16 protein-coding genes are annotated in these 14090 nt (G+C 68.6%); 7 read left to right on the top strand and 9 right to left on the bottom strand.

Features of this window, described 5'->3' with window-relative positions; genetic code table 11:
- Window positions 1-18 precede the first annotated feature (18 nt).
- The 3 genes from BM162_RS00155 to folK form a co-directional block, all read right to left on the bottom strand.
- The gene (locus BM162_RS00155) at window positions 19-2139 is read right to left on the bottom strand and encodes a RelA/SpoT family protein (protein WP_093416120.1); all 2121 of its coding nucleotides are present in this window, start codon (window positions 2137-2139) and stop codon (window positions 19-21) included.
- A 31-nt stretch (window positions 2140-2170) separates the two neighbouring features.
- The gene (rpoZ, locus tag BM162_RS00160) at window positions 2171-2527 is read right to left on the bottom strand and encodes a DNA-directed RNA polymerase subunit omega (RefSeq protein ID WP_093416123.1); all 357 of its coding nucleotides are present in this window, start codon (window positions 2525-2527) and stop codon (window positions 2171-2173) included.
- A gap of 82 nt (window positions 2528-2609) precedes the next feature.
- On the bottom strand, window positions 2610-3248 hold the full coding sequence (folK, locus tag BM162_RS00165; protein WP_342741129.1) for a 2-amino-4-hydroxy-6-hydroxymethyldihydropteridine diphosphokinase: 639 nt from the start codon (window positions 3246-3248) through the stop codon (window positions 2610-2612).
- Window positions 3249-3299: 51 nt separating this feature from the next.
- On the opposite strand from folK, the gene BM162_RS00170 reads away from it, so the two are divergent.
- Entirely contained in the window at window positions 3300-3875 is a 576-nt protein-coding gene (locus BM162_RS00170) for a LabA-like NYN domain-containing protein (protein WP_093416126.1), read from the top strand.
- Between the two features lie 39 nt (window positions 3876-3914).
- On the top strand, window positions 3915-4376 hold the full coding sequence (locus tag BM162_RS00175) for a YqaA family protein (protein WP_439332806.1): 462 nt from the start codon (window positions 3915-3917) through the stop codon (window positions 4374-4376).
- Here the strand turns inward: BM162_RS00175 and BM162_RS00180 are convergent.
- Window positions 4373-4828: a c-type cytochrome gene (locus BM162_RS00180; protein WP_093416129.1), complete on the bottom strand. Its 456-nt coding sequence runs from the start codon at window positions 4826-4828 to the stop codon at window positions 4373-4375. The two genes, BM162_RS00175 and BM162_RS00180, sit on opposite strands and share 4 nt — an antisense overlap.
- A gap of 134 nt (window positions 4829-4962) precedes the next feature.
- On the opposite strand from BM162_RS00180, the gene ispH reads away from it, so the two are divergent.
- The 3 genes from ispH to rnhA are packed head-to-tail and all read left to right on the top strand — an operon-like array spanning window position 4963 to window position 6869.
- Complete coding sequence (gene ispH / locus BM162_RS00185) at window positions 4963-5913, top strand: 4-hydroxy-3-methylbut-2-enyl diphosphate reductase (protein ID WP_093416132.1); 951 nt, start codon at window positions 4963-4965, stop codon at window positions 5911-5913.
- Window positions 5913-6362, top strand: coding sequence for a DUF3429 domain-containing protein (locus tag BM162_RS00190; RefSeq protein WP_093416135.1), 450 nt, complete (start codon window positions 5913-5915; stop codon window positions 6360-6362). Before ispH ends, BM162_RS00190 begins: the two co-directional genes overlap by 1 nt.
- A 39-nt stretch (window positions 6363-6401) precedes the next feature.
- The gene (rnhA, locus tag BM162_RS00195; protein WP_093416138.1) at window positions 6402-6869 is read left to right on the top strand and encodes a ribonuclease HI; all 468 of its coding nucleotides are present in this window, start codon (window positions 6402-6404) and stop codon (window positions 6867-6869) included.
- A 138-nt stretch (window positions 6870-7007) separates the two neighbouring features.
- Here the strand turns inward: rnhA and fmt are convergent, their stop codons facing one another.
- From fmt to def (BM162_RS00210), 3 genes are all read right to left on the bottom strand, one after another.
- Complete coding sequence (gene fmt, locus BM162_RS00200) at window positions 7008-7907, bottom strand: methionyl-tRNA formyltransferase (protein ID WP_093416140.1); 900 nt, start codon at window positions 7905-7907, stop codon at window positions 7008-7010.
- 85 nt (window positions 7908-7992) lie between these two features.
- The gene (def, locus tag BM162_RS00205) at window positions 7993-8487 is read right to left on the bottom strand and encodes a peptide deformylase (protein ID WP_177214996.1); all 495 of its coding nucleotides are present in this window, start codon (window positions 8485-8487) and stop codon (window positions 7993-7995) included.
- Window positions 8484-9005, bottom strand: a complete 522-nt coding sequence (def, locus tag BM162_RS00210; protein ID WP_218153066.1) for a peptide deformylase — start codon at window positions 9003-9005, stop codon at window positions 8484-8486. The genes def (BM162_RS00205) and def (BM162_RS00210) overlap by 4 nt, the downstream gene beginning before the upstream one ends.
- 96 nt (window positions 9006-9101) lie before the next feature.
- Here def (BM162_RS00210) and BM162_RS00215 point away from each other — a divergent pair, with 96 nt between their 5' ends.
- Window positions 9102-10271: a MalY/PatB family protein gene (locus BM162_RS00215; protein ID WP_093416145.1), complete on the top strand. Its 1170-nt coding sequence runs from the start codon at window positions 9102-9104 to the stop codon at window positions 10269-10271.
- A gap of 258 nt (window positions 10272-10529) precedes the next feature.
- On the opposite strand, the gene BM162_RS00220 is transcribed toward BM162_RS00215, so the two are convergent.
- Window positions 10530-11198 (bottom strand): thiamine diphosphokinase, encoded by a 669-nt coding sequence (locus tag BM162_RS00220; RefSeq protein WP_093416147.1) that lies wholly within the window; start codon window positions 11196-11198, stop codon window positions 10530-10532.
- 141 nt (window positions 11199-11339) lie between these two features.
- Here BM162_RS00220 and BM162_RS00225 point away from each other — a divergent pair, with 141 nt between their 5' ends.
- Window positions 11340-13799, top strand: coding sequence for a hypothetical protein (locus tag BM162_RS00225; RefSeq protein ID WP_093416150.1), 2460 nt, complete (start codon window positions 11340-11342; stop codon window positions 13797-13799).
- Between the two features lie 68 nt (window positions 13800-13867).
- Here BM162_RS00225 and BM162_RS00230 read toward each other — a convergent pair whose 3' ends face one another.
- Window positions 13868-14089 carry a DUF2842 domain-containing protein gene (locus tag BM162_RS00230; RefSeq protein ID WP_093416152.1) on the bottom strand — a complete coding sequence of 74 codons (222 nt, stop codon included), beginning with the start codon at window positions 14087-14089 and terminating at the stop codon, window positions 13868-13870.
- Window position 14090 lies beyond the last annotated feature (1 nt).

The raw sequence follows: 14090 nt of genomic DNA on the forward strand, positions 1-14090 counted from the left end.
TTCCTGCCGTCTCCTTCCCTAGGGCCGCCGGCCCAGATCCCTGTGCCGCACGATGCTGGCCACGTCGCTGTCCGCCTCGAGCCCGAGCATCACCGCATGCATATGCTCTACGTCTCGCAGATCAACATCGACAATCAGGCGATAGAAGTCCGGCTTTCTGTCGACAAAGCGGAGATCCGAGATATTCGCCTTCTGCTCGCCGATCAGGGTGCAGATGCGGCCCAGCACGCCCGCGTCGTTCGAGATGGTCATGTCGAAGCTGACCGTGTTCACCGCCCGGTGAACGCCTGAATGCCAGTGAAGGTCCACCCAGCGGTCATTCTGGCTTTCGAACTCTTCCAGCGCCGGGCAGTCGATGGCGTGGATCACTACGCCCCGGCCCGAATAGCCGATGCCGACGATGCGCTCGCCCGGCAGCGGCTGACAGCACTGGGCGCGGGCGTACTTCTGTTCGGGCGACAGACCGACGACCGCGCGCTGCGCCTCGACCTCCTCACCGCGGTGGCGGGCGAGTTCAGGATACAGCGTCTCGACCACCTTGCGCGCCGTCAGCTCGGCCGAGCCCAGCCGCGCCAGCACCTCGTCGCTGCCCGCCAGGCCCATCTGCCGCGCCGCCGTCGCCAGCGCCTTGTCGGTCACGCGCTTGCCGACATGGTCGAAGGCCACCCGCGCCAGTTCGCGGCCAAGCTTGATGAACCGCTCTCGGTCCTCTTCCCGCAGCGAGCGGCGGATCGCGGTCTTGGCGCGGCCGGTGGCGACGATGTCGATCCACGTGGCCTGCGGGCGCTGCCCTTCGGCGGTCAGGATCTCGACCGACTGGCCGTTCTTCAGACGCGTCCACAGCGGCACGCGGATCGCATCGACCTTGGCGCCCACGCAGCTATCGCCGATCCGGGTGTGGATGGCATAGGCGAAGTCCAGCGGCGTCGCGCCCTTGGGCAGCTTCACCACGTCGCCCTTGGGCGTGAAGCAGAACACCTGGTCCTGGTACATCTCGAGCTTCACGGCCTCGAGGAACTCGTCATGGTCCTCGGCGGCGTGGAAGCGTTCGGTCAGCGACGAGATCCAGCGCGCCGGATCGACGGCGAAACGGTTTTCGGCCCGCACGCCGTCGCGGTACGACCAGTGGGCGGCAACGCCCGTCTCGGCGACCTCGTGCATCTCACGCGTGCGGATCTGCACCTCGACCCGCTTGCCGTCGCGGCCCGAGACTGTCGTGTGGATCGAGCGGTAGCCGTTGGACTTGGGCTGGCTTATGTAGTCCTTGAACCGGGTGGGCACCGCACGCCAGCGCTGATGGATGGCCCCCAGCACGCCGTAGCAGTCCATCTCGGAATTGCAGATCACGCGGAAGCCGTAGATGTCGGAGAGGCGCGAAAAGCCCATCTCCTTCTCCTGCATCTTCCGCCAGATCGAGAACGGCTTCTTGGCCCGGCCGAACACCTCGGCCTCGATCCCGACCTTGTCGAGCTCGTGCCGGATGTCGGTCGTGATCTTGTCGATCACATCGCCGGTTTCGCGCTGGAGCGTGACGAAGCGGCGGATGATCGAGCGGCGGCCATCGGGGTTGAGCACCTGGAAGGCCAGGTCCTCTAGCTCTTCGCGCATCCACTGCATGCCCATCCGGCCGGCGAGCGGCGCGAAGATGTCCATCGTCTCGCGCGCCTTCTGCACCTGCTTCTCGTGCCGCATCGACTTGATCGTGCGCATGTTGTGCAGCCGGTCGGCAAGCTTGACCAGGATCACCCGCAGGTCCTTGGACATCGCCATGAACAGCTTGCGGAAGTTCTCGGCCTGCTTCGTCTCGGTCGAGGTCAGCTGAAGGTTCGTCAGCTTGGTCACGCCGTCGACGAGTTCGGCGATCTCGAAACCGAAGCGGTCGACGACTTCGCCGTAGGTCGAGCGCGTGTCTTCGATCACGTCGTGCAGGAGGGCTGTGACGATCGTGGAATCGTCAAGCTGCATCTCGGTCAGGATAGCGGCGACGGCGACGGGATGCGTGAAGTACGGCTCGCCCGAGTGGCGGAACTGCCCTTCGTGCATCCTCTGGCCGTAATCGAAGGCCTCGCGGATAAGGCCTTCGTTGGTCTTCGGATTGTAGTTGCGGACGAGCGCGATCAGGTCGTCGACGTCGATCATTCCCTATCCGCCTCGCGGGGCGCGTACGCCCTTATTGCTGCCCCTGCGCCGCCATGAGCGCCCGCAAGAGTTGCTCTTCCGACGGGTCCTCGTCGGGCTTGTCCTGCTCGGCGCCGCCACCCATGAGAAGCGCCATCGCGTCTTCCTCGGGCTCATCGACCTCGATCTGGGTCTGGTTGCTCTCGATCATGCGCTCGCGCAGATCCTCGGCCGGCTGGGTTTCCTCCGCGATCTCGCGCAGGGCGACGACCGGGTTCTTGTCGTTGTCGCGGTCCACCGTCAGCGGTCCGCCACTCGCGATCTCTCGGGCGCGGTGCGCGGCGAGCATCACCAGCTCGAACCGGTTGGGAACCTTGTCGACGCAATCTTCGACCGTCACGCGGGCCATGGGAATCTCCGGTCAGTAAGGGAGGTCTGAAGTCACGTGTGTAAGGCGAACGAAATTGCTTGACAAGTCGAAAGTCAGACGCTCACAGCGGCGCGATCTGCGCCCGCTCTTCGGCCGGAATTGCCGCCGCCATCTCGGCGACCGTCAGTCCAAAGACCGGGTGCCGCCAGTCCGGCGCGATCTCGGCCATCGGGACCAGGACGAAGGCCCGGTCCTGCATCCGCGGATGCGGCAGGATCAGGCGGTCCGGCGCCTCGCGCGTCTGTCGCTCAAGCGGCAGATCGGCCCAGCGGCGGAACGTTGGCTCGTCCGGCGCCACCGCGTCCCCGTAGCCGAGCAGGTCGAGATCCAGCGTCCTTTCGCTCCAACGCACCTTCCGCTCGCGACCGAAGACCGACTCGACCTCGTGCAGCCGGCACAGGACGGCCTCGGGCGGAAGCGAGGTCCGGAAGACGGCTGCCGCGTTGACGAAATCGGGTCCCGCGCCGGCCGGAAAGCACGGCGTGCTGTACATCCGGCTTCGCGAACGCAACGTCATCTCGCCGCTGTCCAGCAGGCTAATCGACTCGTTCAGCGCTTCGTGAACAGATTTTCCGTCAAGCGCACTGTTCCCGCCGAGCGCGACGAATACTTCCGTATACGGGCTTGCCTGAAAGGATAGTTGCACCTGCACGCAGCTTTCTTGAATAAGTGGCCCTCGGCGGAGCAATCGCACACTCACTCACGGAACGCACTTATTTTGCTCCGTCGCTATTAGAGAAGGACGACATTTATGTTCTACCGAGACGAACGGCTCGCGCTGTTCATCGATGGTTCGAACCTTTACGCCTCGGCGAAGGCGCTCGGGTTCGACATCGACTACAAGCTCCTGCGACAGGAGTTCATGCGCCGCGGCAAGCTCCTGCGCGCCTTCTACTATACCGCGCTGCTTGAGAATGACGAGTATTCGCCGATCCGTCCGCTGGTGGACTGGCTGCACTACAACGGCTTCTCGATGGTGACGAAGCCCGCGAAGGAATACACCGACAGCCAAGGCCGCCGGAAGGTCAAGGGCAACATGGATATCGAGCTGACGGTCGATGCCATGGAACTGGCCCCGCGCGTGGATCACGTTGTGTTGTTCTCGGGCGACGGCGACTTCAAGCCGCTGGTGGAAAGCCTTCAGCGCCAGGGCGTGCGGGTCTCGATCGTGTCCACGATCCGCAGCCAGCCGCCGATGATCGCCGACGAGCTTCGCCGCCAGGCCGACAACTTCATCGAGCTCGACGAGCTCAAGGAAGTCATCGGGCGCCCGCCGCGCGAGCCCCGCAACGACGACCGCCCGATACGCGAGACGGTCGAAGACTGAAGCCGCCGCCGGAACGGCGGCGCGGCGGGAGCCGTTTTCATGGGGATGGACGGCTCCCTTTCGCTTCTCACGATGTTCGCCGCGGCCTTCGGCGCCGCGACGATCCTGCCCTTCCAGTCCGAGATCATCTTCGCCGCGCTCCAGGTGCGTGGCGACGTATCGCTGTTCGTGCTGATCGCGGTGGCGAGTGTGGGCAACACGCTGGGGTCGGTCCTGAACTACGTCATGGGCCGGGCTATCGAGCGCTTCCGCCACTCCCGCTGGTTTCCGGTCACCGAACGCCAGCTTGACCGGGCGCAGGAGTGGTACAATCGCTGGGGGGTCTGGACGCTTCTGCTGTCCTGGGCGCCCTTCGGCGACGCGGTCACGGTCGTCGCCGGCATCCTGCGCACGCGCTTCTGGCTGTTCCTGACGCTCGTCGCCATCGCCAAGACAGGCCGCTACATCGCGCTCGCGCTTCTGACCGACCAGGTGGCGCCGGGGCTGGTTGCCGGCCCCTAGCGCGCCGCTTCGTTCATCTGGTCGTGCCGGCGGATGACCTCTGCGGGCCACGTGCTCTTGATAAAGGCCAGCACCTCTCGGATCTGCTGGTCGCTCAGAACGTCGCCGAAGCCGGGCATCGCGCTTTCGTACCCGCCCCCGACCATCTCGGCCACGCCGTGCTTGGTCAGCAGGAACAGCTGTTCGGTTGGATGGTGCCAGGTATGCCCCGTCTCGTTGTGTGGCGGCGCGGGCATCAGGCCCGACGGCAGCCGCGTGCGCCAGTCCGGCTCGCCCTCCAGGTCCGCGCCGTGGCATGAAGCGCAATACTCTTCGTAAAGCGCCGCGCCGCGCGCCACCGCATCCGCGTCGTCATAGGGCAGCCGGCCGCCCTCGGCCGTGCCCTGCGACCAGATCCAGCCGCCTGCCGCGACGAGCGCCGCCACGCCCGCAAGTGTCGCCCATCTGAGCATGTCGTCCTCCGCTTTGGCGGGTCTTTCAGTCCTTCCCGCGCTGGAAGGTCAAGACACGCGGGTGCGAGCGATGCGGGGGTGGACGGCTGCCGCCTGCCCGCTTACCTGTGTGGCCGGAATCGAGGAGCCTCGCGATGACGAAACCGCCCCTGACCCTGTACCTCGCCGCGCCGCGCGGGTTCTGCGCCGGCGTCGACCGCGCCATCAAGATCGTCGAGATGGCGCTCGAGAAATGGGGCGCTCCGGTCTACGTGCGCCACGAGATCGTGCATAACCGCTACGTGGTCGACGGCCTGCGCGAGAAGGGCGCGGTCTTCGTCGAGGAGCTGGATGAATGCCCGGACGATCGACCGGTCATTTTCTCGGCCCACGGCGTGCCGAAGGCGGTCCCGGCCGAGGCCGCCAAGCGCGAGATGGTGTATGTCGACGCCACCTGCCCTCTCGTCTCGAAGGTGCATATCGAAGCCGAGCGGCACCACGAGAACGGCCTGCAGATGATCATGATCGGCCATGCCGGCCACCCCGAGACGGTGGGCACCATGGGTCAGCTTCCCGCCGGCGAGGTGCTGCTGGTCGAGACGGACGAGGACGTCGCCGGGCTTGACGTGCGCGACCCCGACAAGCTGGCCTTCATCACGCAGACCACGTTGTCCGTCGACGACACCGCCGGCATTGTCGCGGCGCTGCAGGCGCGATTCCCGAACATCGTGGGCCCGCACAAGGAAGACATCTGTTACGCCACCACCAACCGGCAGGCGGCGGTCAAGGCGATGGCCCCGCACGCGGACGCGATGCTGGTGATCGGCGCGCCGAACTCGTCGAACTCGAAGCGGCTGGTCGAGGTCGGGCGCGGCGCCGGCTGCGGCTATGCCCAGCTTGTCCAGCGCGCCGACGACATCGACTGGCGCGCGCTCGAGGGTATCGGCTCGATCGGGATCACCGCCGGAGCCTCTGCGCCCGAGGTGCTGGTGAACGAAGTGCTCGACGCCTTCCGCGACCGCTTCGACGTGACGGTCGAGCAGGTCGAGACCGCGCAGGAGAACGTCGAGTTCAAGGTCCCCCGCGTCCTGCGCGTCCCCGCCTGATGCGCCGCATCCCCGCGACACCGCTGGCGCTCGGCCTGGCCGGGCTGATCCCGTTCCTCTGGGGCGCGGCTACGCTGATCTTCCCGGCGCTGCAAAGCTGGGGCGCGGGCACGCTGGGCGCGCGGTTCGTGGGGCCATACGTGCAGCTGGCCTATGGCAGCGTGATCCTGTCCTTCATGTCCGGCGTGCTCTGGGGCTTCGCCACGAAGACCACCGGCGCGGTCGCCGCCACTGGCTACGCACTGTCGGTCCTGCCCGCGCTCTGGGCGTTCTTCTTCGTCGGCGGTGGCCCCGTCTCGGCCGCCACATACCTCATCGCGGGCTTTGTTGGCCTGCTCGGCCTCGACTGGCTGTTCTGGCGGCAGGAGCTCGCGCCGCCCTGGTGGATGAGCCTGCGCGTCCTGCTGACGGTGGTCGTGGTCGGCTGCCTTGTCGTCACCATCCTCTGAGCCCTTGCCGGAGGCCCCGGCCTCGGCTATCCCGCGCCCATGCCAGAACTCTTCGCCTATACCGACGGGGCCTGCTCCGGAAATCCCGGCCCCGGCGGCTGGGGCGCGCTGCTGATCGCCCGTGAGGGCGAGCGCGTCGTCAAGGAACGCGAGTTGTCGGGCGGCGAGGCCGAGACGACGAACAACCGCATGGAGCTGCTTGCGGCGATCTCCGCGCTCGAAAGCCTCGCGCGGCCCTCGACCATCACCGTGATCACCGACAGCGCCTACGTGAAGAACGGCGTGAGCCAGTGGATTCACGGCTGGAAGCGCAACGGCTGGAAGACCTCGACCAAGAAGCCGGTGAAGAACGAGGATCTCTGGCGCCGCCTCGACGCCGCGCAGAAGCGTCACCACGTCACGTGGGAATGGGTGAAGGGCCATGCCGGCCACCCGGAGAACGAGCGCGCCGACGAACTTGCCCGCAGCGGGATGGCGCCGTTCAAGCCGGCGAAGCAGAAGTCCTGATCCGGGCGGCGGCGCGGGCGGAGAGCCCCGGGGCTCCGCCCCGGACCCCGGAGTATTTTCCGCAAGAGGAAGACCGAGGCACACGGTCTAGGGCCCGCTCGTGCGCCGGCGAGTGCCGGCGAGTGGAGAGCCCGCGGATCAGGTGAGTTTCGCCGGCAGGCGCGTTCCACGCAGGAACTCGTCGGCCGAGGCCGCCCGTTTCCCCTGCCGCTGCGCTTGCAGGACCTGGATTGCGCCGTCGCCGCAGGCGATGGTGAAGCCATCCAGCACCTCGCCCGGTGCGCCGGAGCCGGCGGAACGCCGCGAGCGCAGGAGCTTCACGCGCTCTCCGGCAATCTCGCACCACGCGCCGGGAAAGGGCGAGAGGCCGCGGATCAGGCGGTCGATCGCGGACGCGGGGCGGGTCCAGTCGATGCGCGCCTCGGCCTTGTCGATCTTCGCGGCATAGGTGACGCCCTCTTCCGGTTGCCCCTGCGGCGCGAGGTCGTCCAACCGTCCCAGTGCATCGGCGACCAGCCGGGCGCCCAGAACGGAGAGGCGATCGTGCAGGTCGCCAGTCGTCTCTTCCGCCCCGATCTGCACCGCCTCGCGCAGCAGGACCGGCCCGGTGTCCAGCCCGGCCTCCATCTGCATGATGCAGACGCCGGTTTCGGCATCGCCCGCCATGATCGCGCGGTGGATGGGGGCGGCACCACGCCAGCGGGGAAGGAGCGATGCGTGGATGTTCAAGCAGCCGTGGCGGGGCGCATCGAGGATCGGTTGCGGCAGGATCAGCCCGTATGCGACGACCACCGCCACGTCGGCGTCGAGCGTCGCGAAGTCTTCCTGCGCCTGCGCCCCCTTCAGGGACGCCGGGTGGCGCACCGGCAGGCCCAGCGCCTCGGCCCGGGCCTGGACGGGCGACGGGCGGTCCTTTTTGCCGCGTCCGGCGGGCCGGGGCGGCTGAGTGTAGACGCAGGTGATGTCGTGGCCCGCCGCATGCAGCGCCTCCAGCGCCGGCACCGAGAAATCCGGTGTTCCCATGAAGATGACGCGCATCGCCCGCCTCCGTTGCCTTGCGAATTTTCGACGGAAATTCGCCGACCCGGCCGGGAGGGCGAACTTTCGACGAAAGTTCGCGGGATCAGCGCCGTTTGGCCGCCCGTTTCAGCAGCATCTCGCGCTTGGTGCGGCTGAGCCGGTCGAAGTACATCCGCCCGTTCAGGTGGTCGATCTGGTGCTGCACGCTGGTGGCCCACAGTCCGACGAAGTCCCGCTCCTCGGCCTCGCCCGCCTCGTTCAGGAACCGCACCGTCACGGCGCGCGGGCGGGTGACGGTGGCCGAGACGCCGGGCAGGTTGGGCGACGCCTCCTCGTGCTCGCGCGGCTTGACGCTGGCATGCAGAACCTCGGGGTTCGCCAGCCGCACCGCCTGCCCGCGTTCCTCGGAGGCATCCACGACAGCCAGCCGCAGCATCACGCCGATCTGCGGCGCGGCGAGGCCGACGCCCGGCATCGCCTCCATCGTCTCGACCATGTCGTCCCAGGTCGCGCGGATGTCTTCCGTCACCGCCTCGACCGGGGCGGCGGCAGTTCGCAGCCGCCGGTCGGGCCACATCACGAAGGGCCGGACCGTCACGCGCGGGCCTTCTCGCGCTTCAGCTTGACCATCTTGCGGGTGATCATCTGCCGCTTGAGCGGCTTGAGGTAGTCGATGAACAGCTTGCCGTCGAGGTGGTCGATCTCGTGCTGCACGCAGGTGGCCCAGAGACCGTCGAACCGTTCGCGCCGCTCCTCGCCCTCGAGCCCGGTCCAGACGACCTCGACCTCCGAAGGCCGCTCGACCTCGGCGTACTGGTCCGGGATCGACAGGCAGCCTTCCTCGTAGATCGACATCTCGTCCGAGGACCAGACCACCGACGGGTTGATCAGCACCATCGGGCGGGCCGGCGCCTCTTCGTCCTTGACGCAATCCATGACCAGGATGCGCTTCATCACCCCGATCTGCGGCGCGGCCAGGCCGATGCCCGGCGCGGCGTACATGGTTTCGAGCATGTCGTCGGCGAGCGCGCGCAACTCGTCCGTGACCTCGGCGACGGGCGTCGCGGGCGTCTTCAGGCGGGGATCGGGGTGGATCAGGATGTCTCTCACGGCCATGCGCGTCATGTAGGCGACCCGCTGCCCCCGCGCAATCCGCCTTGCGCTCGCGACTTGCGCCGCTAGCCTGCGCCGCGAGCAGGCATGAGGATAATCATGAACTTCGACGAGATCATCGAGCGGCGCGGCACCCACTCCATGAAGTGGGACATGATGGAGCCCCTGCACGGCGTCCCGGCCGAGGACGGCATCGCGATGTGGGTGGCCGACATGGACTTCCGCCCGCCGGCGGCGGTGCAAGAGGCGCTGCAGGCGATGCTCGATCACGGCGTCTATGGCTATTTCGGTGACCAGTCCGCCTATTTCGAGGCCATCCGCTGGTGGATGAAAACGCGGCATGGCTGGGCGCTGGACACCGATCACGTCCTGACGGTGAACGGGGTGGTCAACGGCGTGGGCCTCTGCCTCGACGAGTTCACCCAGCCCGGCGACGGAGTGGTGCTGATGACGCCGGTCTACCACGCCTTCGGCCGCGTGATCCGCGCGGCGGGCCGCGAGGTGGTCGAGATGGAGATGCCCGAGCAAGGCGGCGTCTACGTGCCCGACACGGCCTCGTGGGACGCGAAGATGACCGGGAACGAGAAGCTCTTCATCCTCTGCTCGCCCCACAACCCCGGCGGGCGGGTCTGGACGCAGGCCGAGCTGGAGGCGATCGCCGCCTTCTGCGCGCGGCACGACCTTCTGCTGATCTCGGACGAGATTCACCACGACCTCGTCTATCCCGGTCACACCCACGTTCCGATGACGCGGATCGCGGGCGTCGAGGACCGGCTGATCATGATGACGGCGGCCACCAAGAGCTTCAACATGGCCGGCGCGCATCTGGGCAACGTGACGATCCCGAACGGCGATCTGCGCAAGCGGTTCGCCAACCGGATGGGCGCGCTTGGCACCTCGCCCAACGCCTTCGGCATGCACATGGTCACTGCCGCCTATTCCCCCGCCGGGGCGGAGTGGATCGATGCGCTGACGGGGTATCTTGACGGGAACCGGCGGATTTTCGACGAGGTCGTGAACGCGATCCCGGGGCTGCGGTCGATGCCGCTGGAATCCACCTACCTCGCCTGGGTCGACTTCTCGGGCACCGGGATGGAAAGGGACGAGTTCACCCGCCGTGTCGAGCAGGACGCCCGCATCGCGATCAACCGCGGGCCCGTCTTCGGCCGGGGCGGCGACAGCTTCCTGCGCTTCAACTTCGCCACGCCGCGCGCGCGGGTCGAGGAGGCAGCGGAGCGGCTGCGGCGCGCCTTCGGCGACCTGCAATAACCGTGGCGCGTTCGGCGTCCGCCGCCGACCCGCGTTCTCCCGGTGACGGGCTCCGGGTTCCGGCGCCGCCGCTGGCGCGGCTCGTCGGCCGCGTGGTGATGCCGGCGGCGTTCCTGCTGCCGGTGGTCGGCGTGGAGGAACGCCGACCTGCGCGTGATCCGCTGCGCCCTGCGCCTGAAAGAGATGCGGAAGCTGCTGCACGTGCCGGACGTTCCGCAGCGGTCGCCGCTCCGCCCCACTACCGCCGCGCGCGACATCTCAGCCGGTCTGCCGACCCCACGCCTCCAGCACCCGCCCAGCCGCCGTCTTGGGAAGGATGACCAGCATCCCCGGCCCGTCGAAATGCAGCCGCACCGGACCTGTCACGCGATTGGACGTGCCGACCCGGCCGTCCGGCGCCAGCGTCAGCCCGTCGATGGGCCAAGCCAGCCCCTCCGACCGCCCCGTGACCTCGCGCATCGGAAACAGCGACAGGCGCGAGCCCACCGGCAGGCCAAGCTCGATCCCGCTTGCGCCGTGGAAACAGATGTCGTGCGACCCGACGATCAGCGCGCGCCGCTCGGGATGCCGCACAAGGCTGTTGTAGACGGCCAGTTCGTGGTCCAGCCGCGCGCCGGAAAAGCCCAGGCACACCAGTACGGGCGCCTTGACCGAGCGCAGGCACTTGTCGAAGTCGGTCGTGTCCTGCTCGGGTATGCGGTGCAGGCGCTCGGCGGGCAGCGCGGCGCGGTCGGCGGCGGCCAGCGAATCGAAATCCCCGATCACCGCGTCCGGCACCCGGCCCGCCGCAAGCGCGGCGCGCGCGCCGCTGTCGGCCGCGACGACCGTGGGGCAGACGCTCAGCGCCTCGCGCAGGTCGCTCGCATCCACGACGCCGCCACCCAGCAGCAAAACAGGCTCTTGCGACGTGACGATCACGGGATTCATGGCGAAAAAGGTCCGAAATCCGAAGCGTCACCATATTCTGGCCGCGAAAACTTGCTGCAATGATCGCAGTTCTGTTCTGATTTGCAGACTGGCGCGTGGTAAACAGACCCCTGCTGGACCGAAGACGGAAGCGAGGCATCGATGGTGGGTTCGAACAAGATACTGACCGTTTCGTACGGGACGTTCTCGTGCACTCTGGAGGGGTTCGACGATCCCTTCAACACGATGCGCTCGATCGCCGAGTACTTCCGGGACCTGGCCGCGGACGACCGCTACTTCGGGGCCGAGCCGCCGACGCCGGATGCCGACATGCTGCACCGCATCGCCGAGCGCGAGATCCAGAAGCGGGTCGAAGCCCGGGTCGAAGACAAGGGCGTAGTCCTGCGCCAGATGACCGCGCCCGGTCCCGAGGCCGCCCCGGCCCCCGCCCCTCAGTCGCAGCCCACGCCGCAGCCGCGGGCCGCCGCGCCGGTTCAGCCGCAACCCGCTGCGCAGCCCGAGGCCGAGCCGGTCGGGCCCGAGGGCGACAGCGTCGCCGCCAAGCTCGCCCGCATCCGCGCCGCCGTCGCCCGCGCCAAGGCAAGCCGCGAGGCCGCGACCTTCGAAGAGGACGAACCGACCGAGGCCACCGCCCTCGGGTCCATCGACGCCGCCTTCTCCGACGCAGGGGAAGCCCCCGAGAGCGTGAAAGCCGAGCCTCAGGCGTCCGCCCCCGCCGAGGACGAGACGGAGTCGCGCTGGACCTCGGCCGAGGTCATGGCCGACCAGGACGCGCCCGAAGCACAATTCGCGCCCGCCGCCGAAGCGCATGTTCAGGTGGACGAGCAGCCCTCCGTTCAAGCCGAAGACGTTCAGGCGGACGAGCAGGCCGCCTTTCAGGCCGAAGAAGAGGCGCCGGTCGCGCAGGACGCGGCGTACCGCGCAGAACTCGAAAGCGAACTCGACGCCTATCGTCCCGCCGGGGACGAAGACGCGCGTACCGAAGAGCCGGCCGACGCACACCGCGCCGAGCTCGAGCAGGAGCTCGACGCCTACCGCCCTGCGGTGGACGAGGATACGCAAGCCGACGCGCCCGAGGTCTCGGCGGAAGCCTATCGCGCCGAGTTGGAACAGGAACTCGACGCCTACCGCCCGGACGAGGCCGAGGAGCGCGCCGCCCCGGCCCCCGTGCCCTCCGCCAACGTCGACGCCATCGCCCAGACGATCGGCTACGCCCGCGACTTCATCGACGAGTTCGCCGAGGAAGCCGGCGTCGCCAAACGCGCCCCCGCTGCATCGACTCCCGAGCGCGACACGCACGCCGCCCCCGCCGAAAAGGCCGAGGCACACGCAGAGGCGCCGCAGCTTCCGGCCGTCACCGGCCCGGCCGCGCAGGACGAGGAAGAGATCGAGGTCGAGACCGAGGAGCCGGACGAGAACGGCATCCCGCGCGCCCGTATCATCCGCCTTACGCGCAGCGAATTCGAGGCGGCGCTGGCCGCCGGCGACATCGAGGCCGTCGAGGACGACGAAGAGGCCCCGGCCGAACCCGAGGCCGCCGAGCAGCAGCCGGAAGAGCGGCCCGCCGCCCCGGGCACGGACGAGGACATCCCCGGCGACATCCGCGAGATCGTGTCGGGCAGCAGCCTGCACCCCGAGGACGAGCAGGAGCTGATGGCGGAGCTCGCCCAGGTCGAGCGCGAGGCCGAGGCCGTGGCGCGCGAGGAAGCGCCGGCCTATCCCGCCCTCCCCCAGGAGCGTGCCGAGGATGCGGACCGGCCCGCCGACCGCAGCGAACCCGACGAGGCAACGGCCCATGCCGTTGCCCGGCGCGAACGCGGCGGGGACAGGGACTATCCAGTCGCTACCCGCGAGGCCGAGGAAGAGGCGCGCGTCCAGGAAGAGCGCGGGGAAGAGGCGCTCGACCGCCTCATCACCACCACGAACAAGAAGCTCGACGAACCGCAAGGCACCCGCCGCCGCTCGGCCATCGCGCACCTGAAGGCCGCCGTCGCCGCGACGCGCGCCGACCGGCTGCTGCGCGGCCACCGGGCCGAGGCGCGGGCCTCGGCGATGAACCAGTACCGCGACGACCTCGCCAAGGTCGTGCGGCCCCGCCGCCCGCACGAGGCAGGCCACGCCACCGCCCGCCCGTCCGATCCGCTCCAGGATCGCCCGGCGCCGCTGATGCTTGTCAGCGAACTGCGCGTGGACCGCGAGCGCAAGGACGAGGCGCAGGACCGGGCGCGTCCCGTCCAGCCGCGCCGCGTGGCCAAGCCCGCAGAGGCCGAGGTTGAGGCGCCGCGCCGGATGGAAAGCGTCGAGGCGGGGGAAAGCTTCGCCGAGTTCGCCGAGCGCGTCGGCGCGACCGAGCTTCCCGACATCCTCGAAGCCGCCGCTGCCTACGCCACGCTGGTCGAGGGCCGGCAGGACGTGTCGCGCCCGCAGATCCTGCGCCGCGCCGCCTCGATCACGCCGAGCGACGAGACCAGCCGCGAGCGCGGCCTGAAGAGCTTCGGCCAGCTTCTGCGCTCGGGCCGCATCCGCAAGGTCGGCGCCGGCCGCTTCGCGGTGGCCGACGACACGCGCTACGCCTCGGCCATGCGCATCGCGGGCGAGTAAACCGTCGGACAAAACGGAAAGGGCGGCGCCTTCCCTGCGCCGCCCTTTTCTGTTCCGTGCGCCCGCGCCTACTCGTCCCGGTCGGCGTCGGGATCGTACTGGCCGATTCCCTTGAACACGCGCTTGAGCGGCAGTGCCCAGAGGACGCCCAGCCCGACATAGATCGCCAGTTCCACCAGCATGCCCGGCCGTTCCAGCAGCCCCACCAGCGTCGTCGCGACGACTACATAGACCGGCAGGCCGACCAGCAGGATCAGCAGGGCGAGACGGCGGCGGGTCTTGTACTTCACC

Origin of the sequence: Tranquillimonas alkanivorans (genome assembly GCF_900115595.1) — a bacterium.
GTDB classification, from domain to species: Bacteria; Pseudomonadota; Alphaproteobacteria; order Rhodobacterales; family Rhodobacteraceae; genus Tranquillimonas; species Tranquillimonas alkanivorans.

Bases quoted from the DNA above. Each gene is read 5' to 3' on its own strand.
- rnhA (WP_093416138.1), top strand. From the start codon at position 6,402: ATGCCAGAACTCTTCGCCTATACCGACGGGGCCTGCTCCGGAAATCCC.
- BM162_RS00180 (WP_093416129.1), bottom strand. From the start codon at position 4,828: ATGCTCAGATGGGCGACACTTGCGGGCGTGGCGGCGCTCGTCGCGGCA.
- rpoZ (WP_093416123.1), bottom strand. From the start codon at position 2,527: ATGGCCCGCGTGACGGTCGAAGATTGCGTCGACAAGGTTCCCAACCGG.
- ispH (WP_093416132.1), top strand. From the start codon at position 4,963: ATGACGAAACCGCCCCTGACCCTGTACCTCGCCGCGCCGCGCGGGTTC.
- BM162_RS00215 (WP_093416145.1), top strand. From the start codon at position 9,102: ATGAACTTCGACGAGATCATCGAGCGGCGCGGCACCCACTCCATGAAG.
- BM162_RS00220 (WP_093416147.1), bottom strand. From the start codon at position 11,198: ATGAATCCCGTGATCGTCACGTCGCAAGAGCCTGTTTTGCTGCTGGGT.
- BM162_RS00155 (WP_093416120.1), bottom strand. From the start codon at position 2,139: ATGATCGACGTCGACGACCTGATCGCGCTCGTCCGCAACTACAATCCG.
- BM162_RS00225 (WP_093416150.1), top strand. From the start codon at position 11,340: ATGGTGGGTTCGAACAAGATACTGACCGTTTCGTACGGGACGTTCTCG.
- BM162_RS00170 (WP_093416126.1), top strand. From the start codon at position 3,300: ATGTTCTACCGAGACGAACGGCTCGCGCTGTTCATCGATGGTTCGAAC.
- fmt (WP_093416140.1), bottom strand. From the start codon at position 7,907: ATGCGCGTCATCTTCATGGGAACACCGGATTTCTCGGTGCCGGCGCTG.
- BM162_RS00190 (WP_093416135.1), top strand. From the start codon at position 5,913: ATGCGCCGCATCCCCGCGACACCGCTGGCGCTCGGCCTGGCCGGGCTG.
- def (WP_218153066.1), bottom strand. From the start codon at position 9,005: ATGGCCGTGAGAGACATCCTGATCCACCCCGATCCCCGCCTGAAGACG.
- BM162_RS00175 (WP_439332806.1), top strand. From the start codon at position 3,915: ATGGGGATGGACGGCTCCCTTTCGCTTCTCACGATGTTCGCCGCGGCC.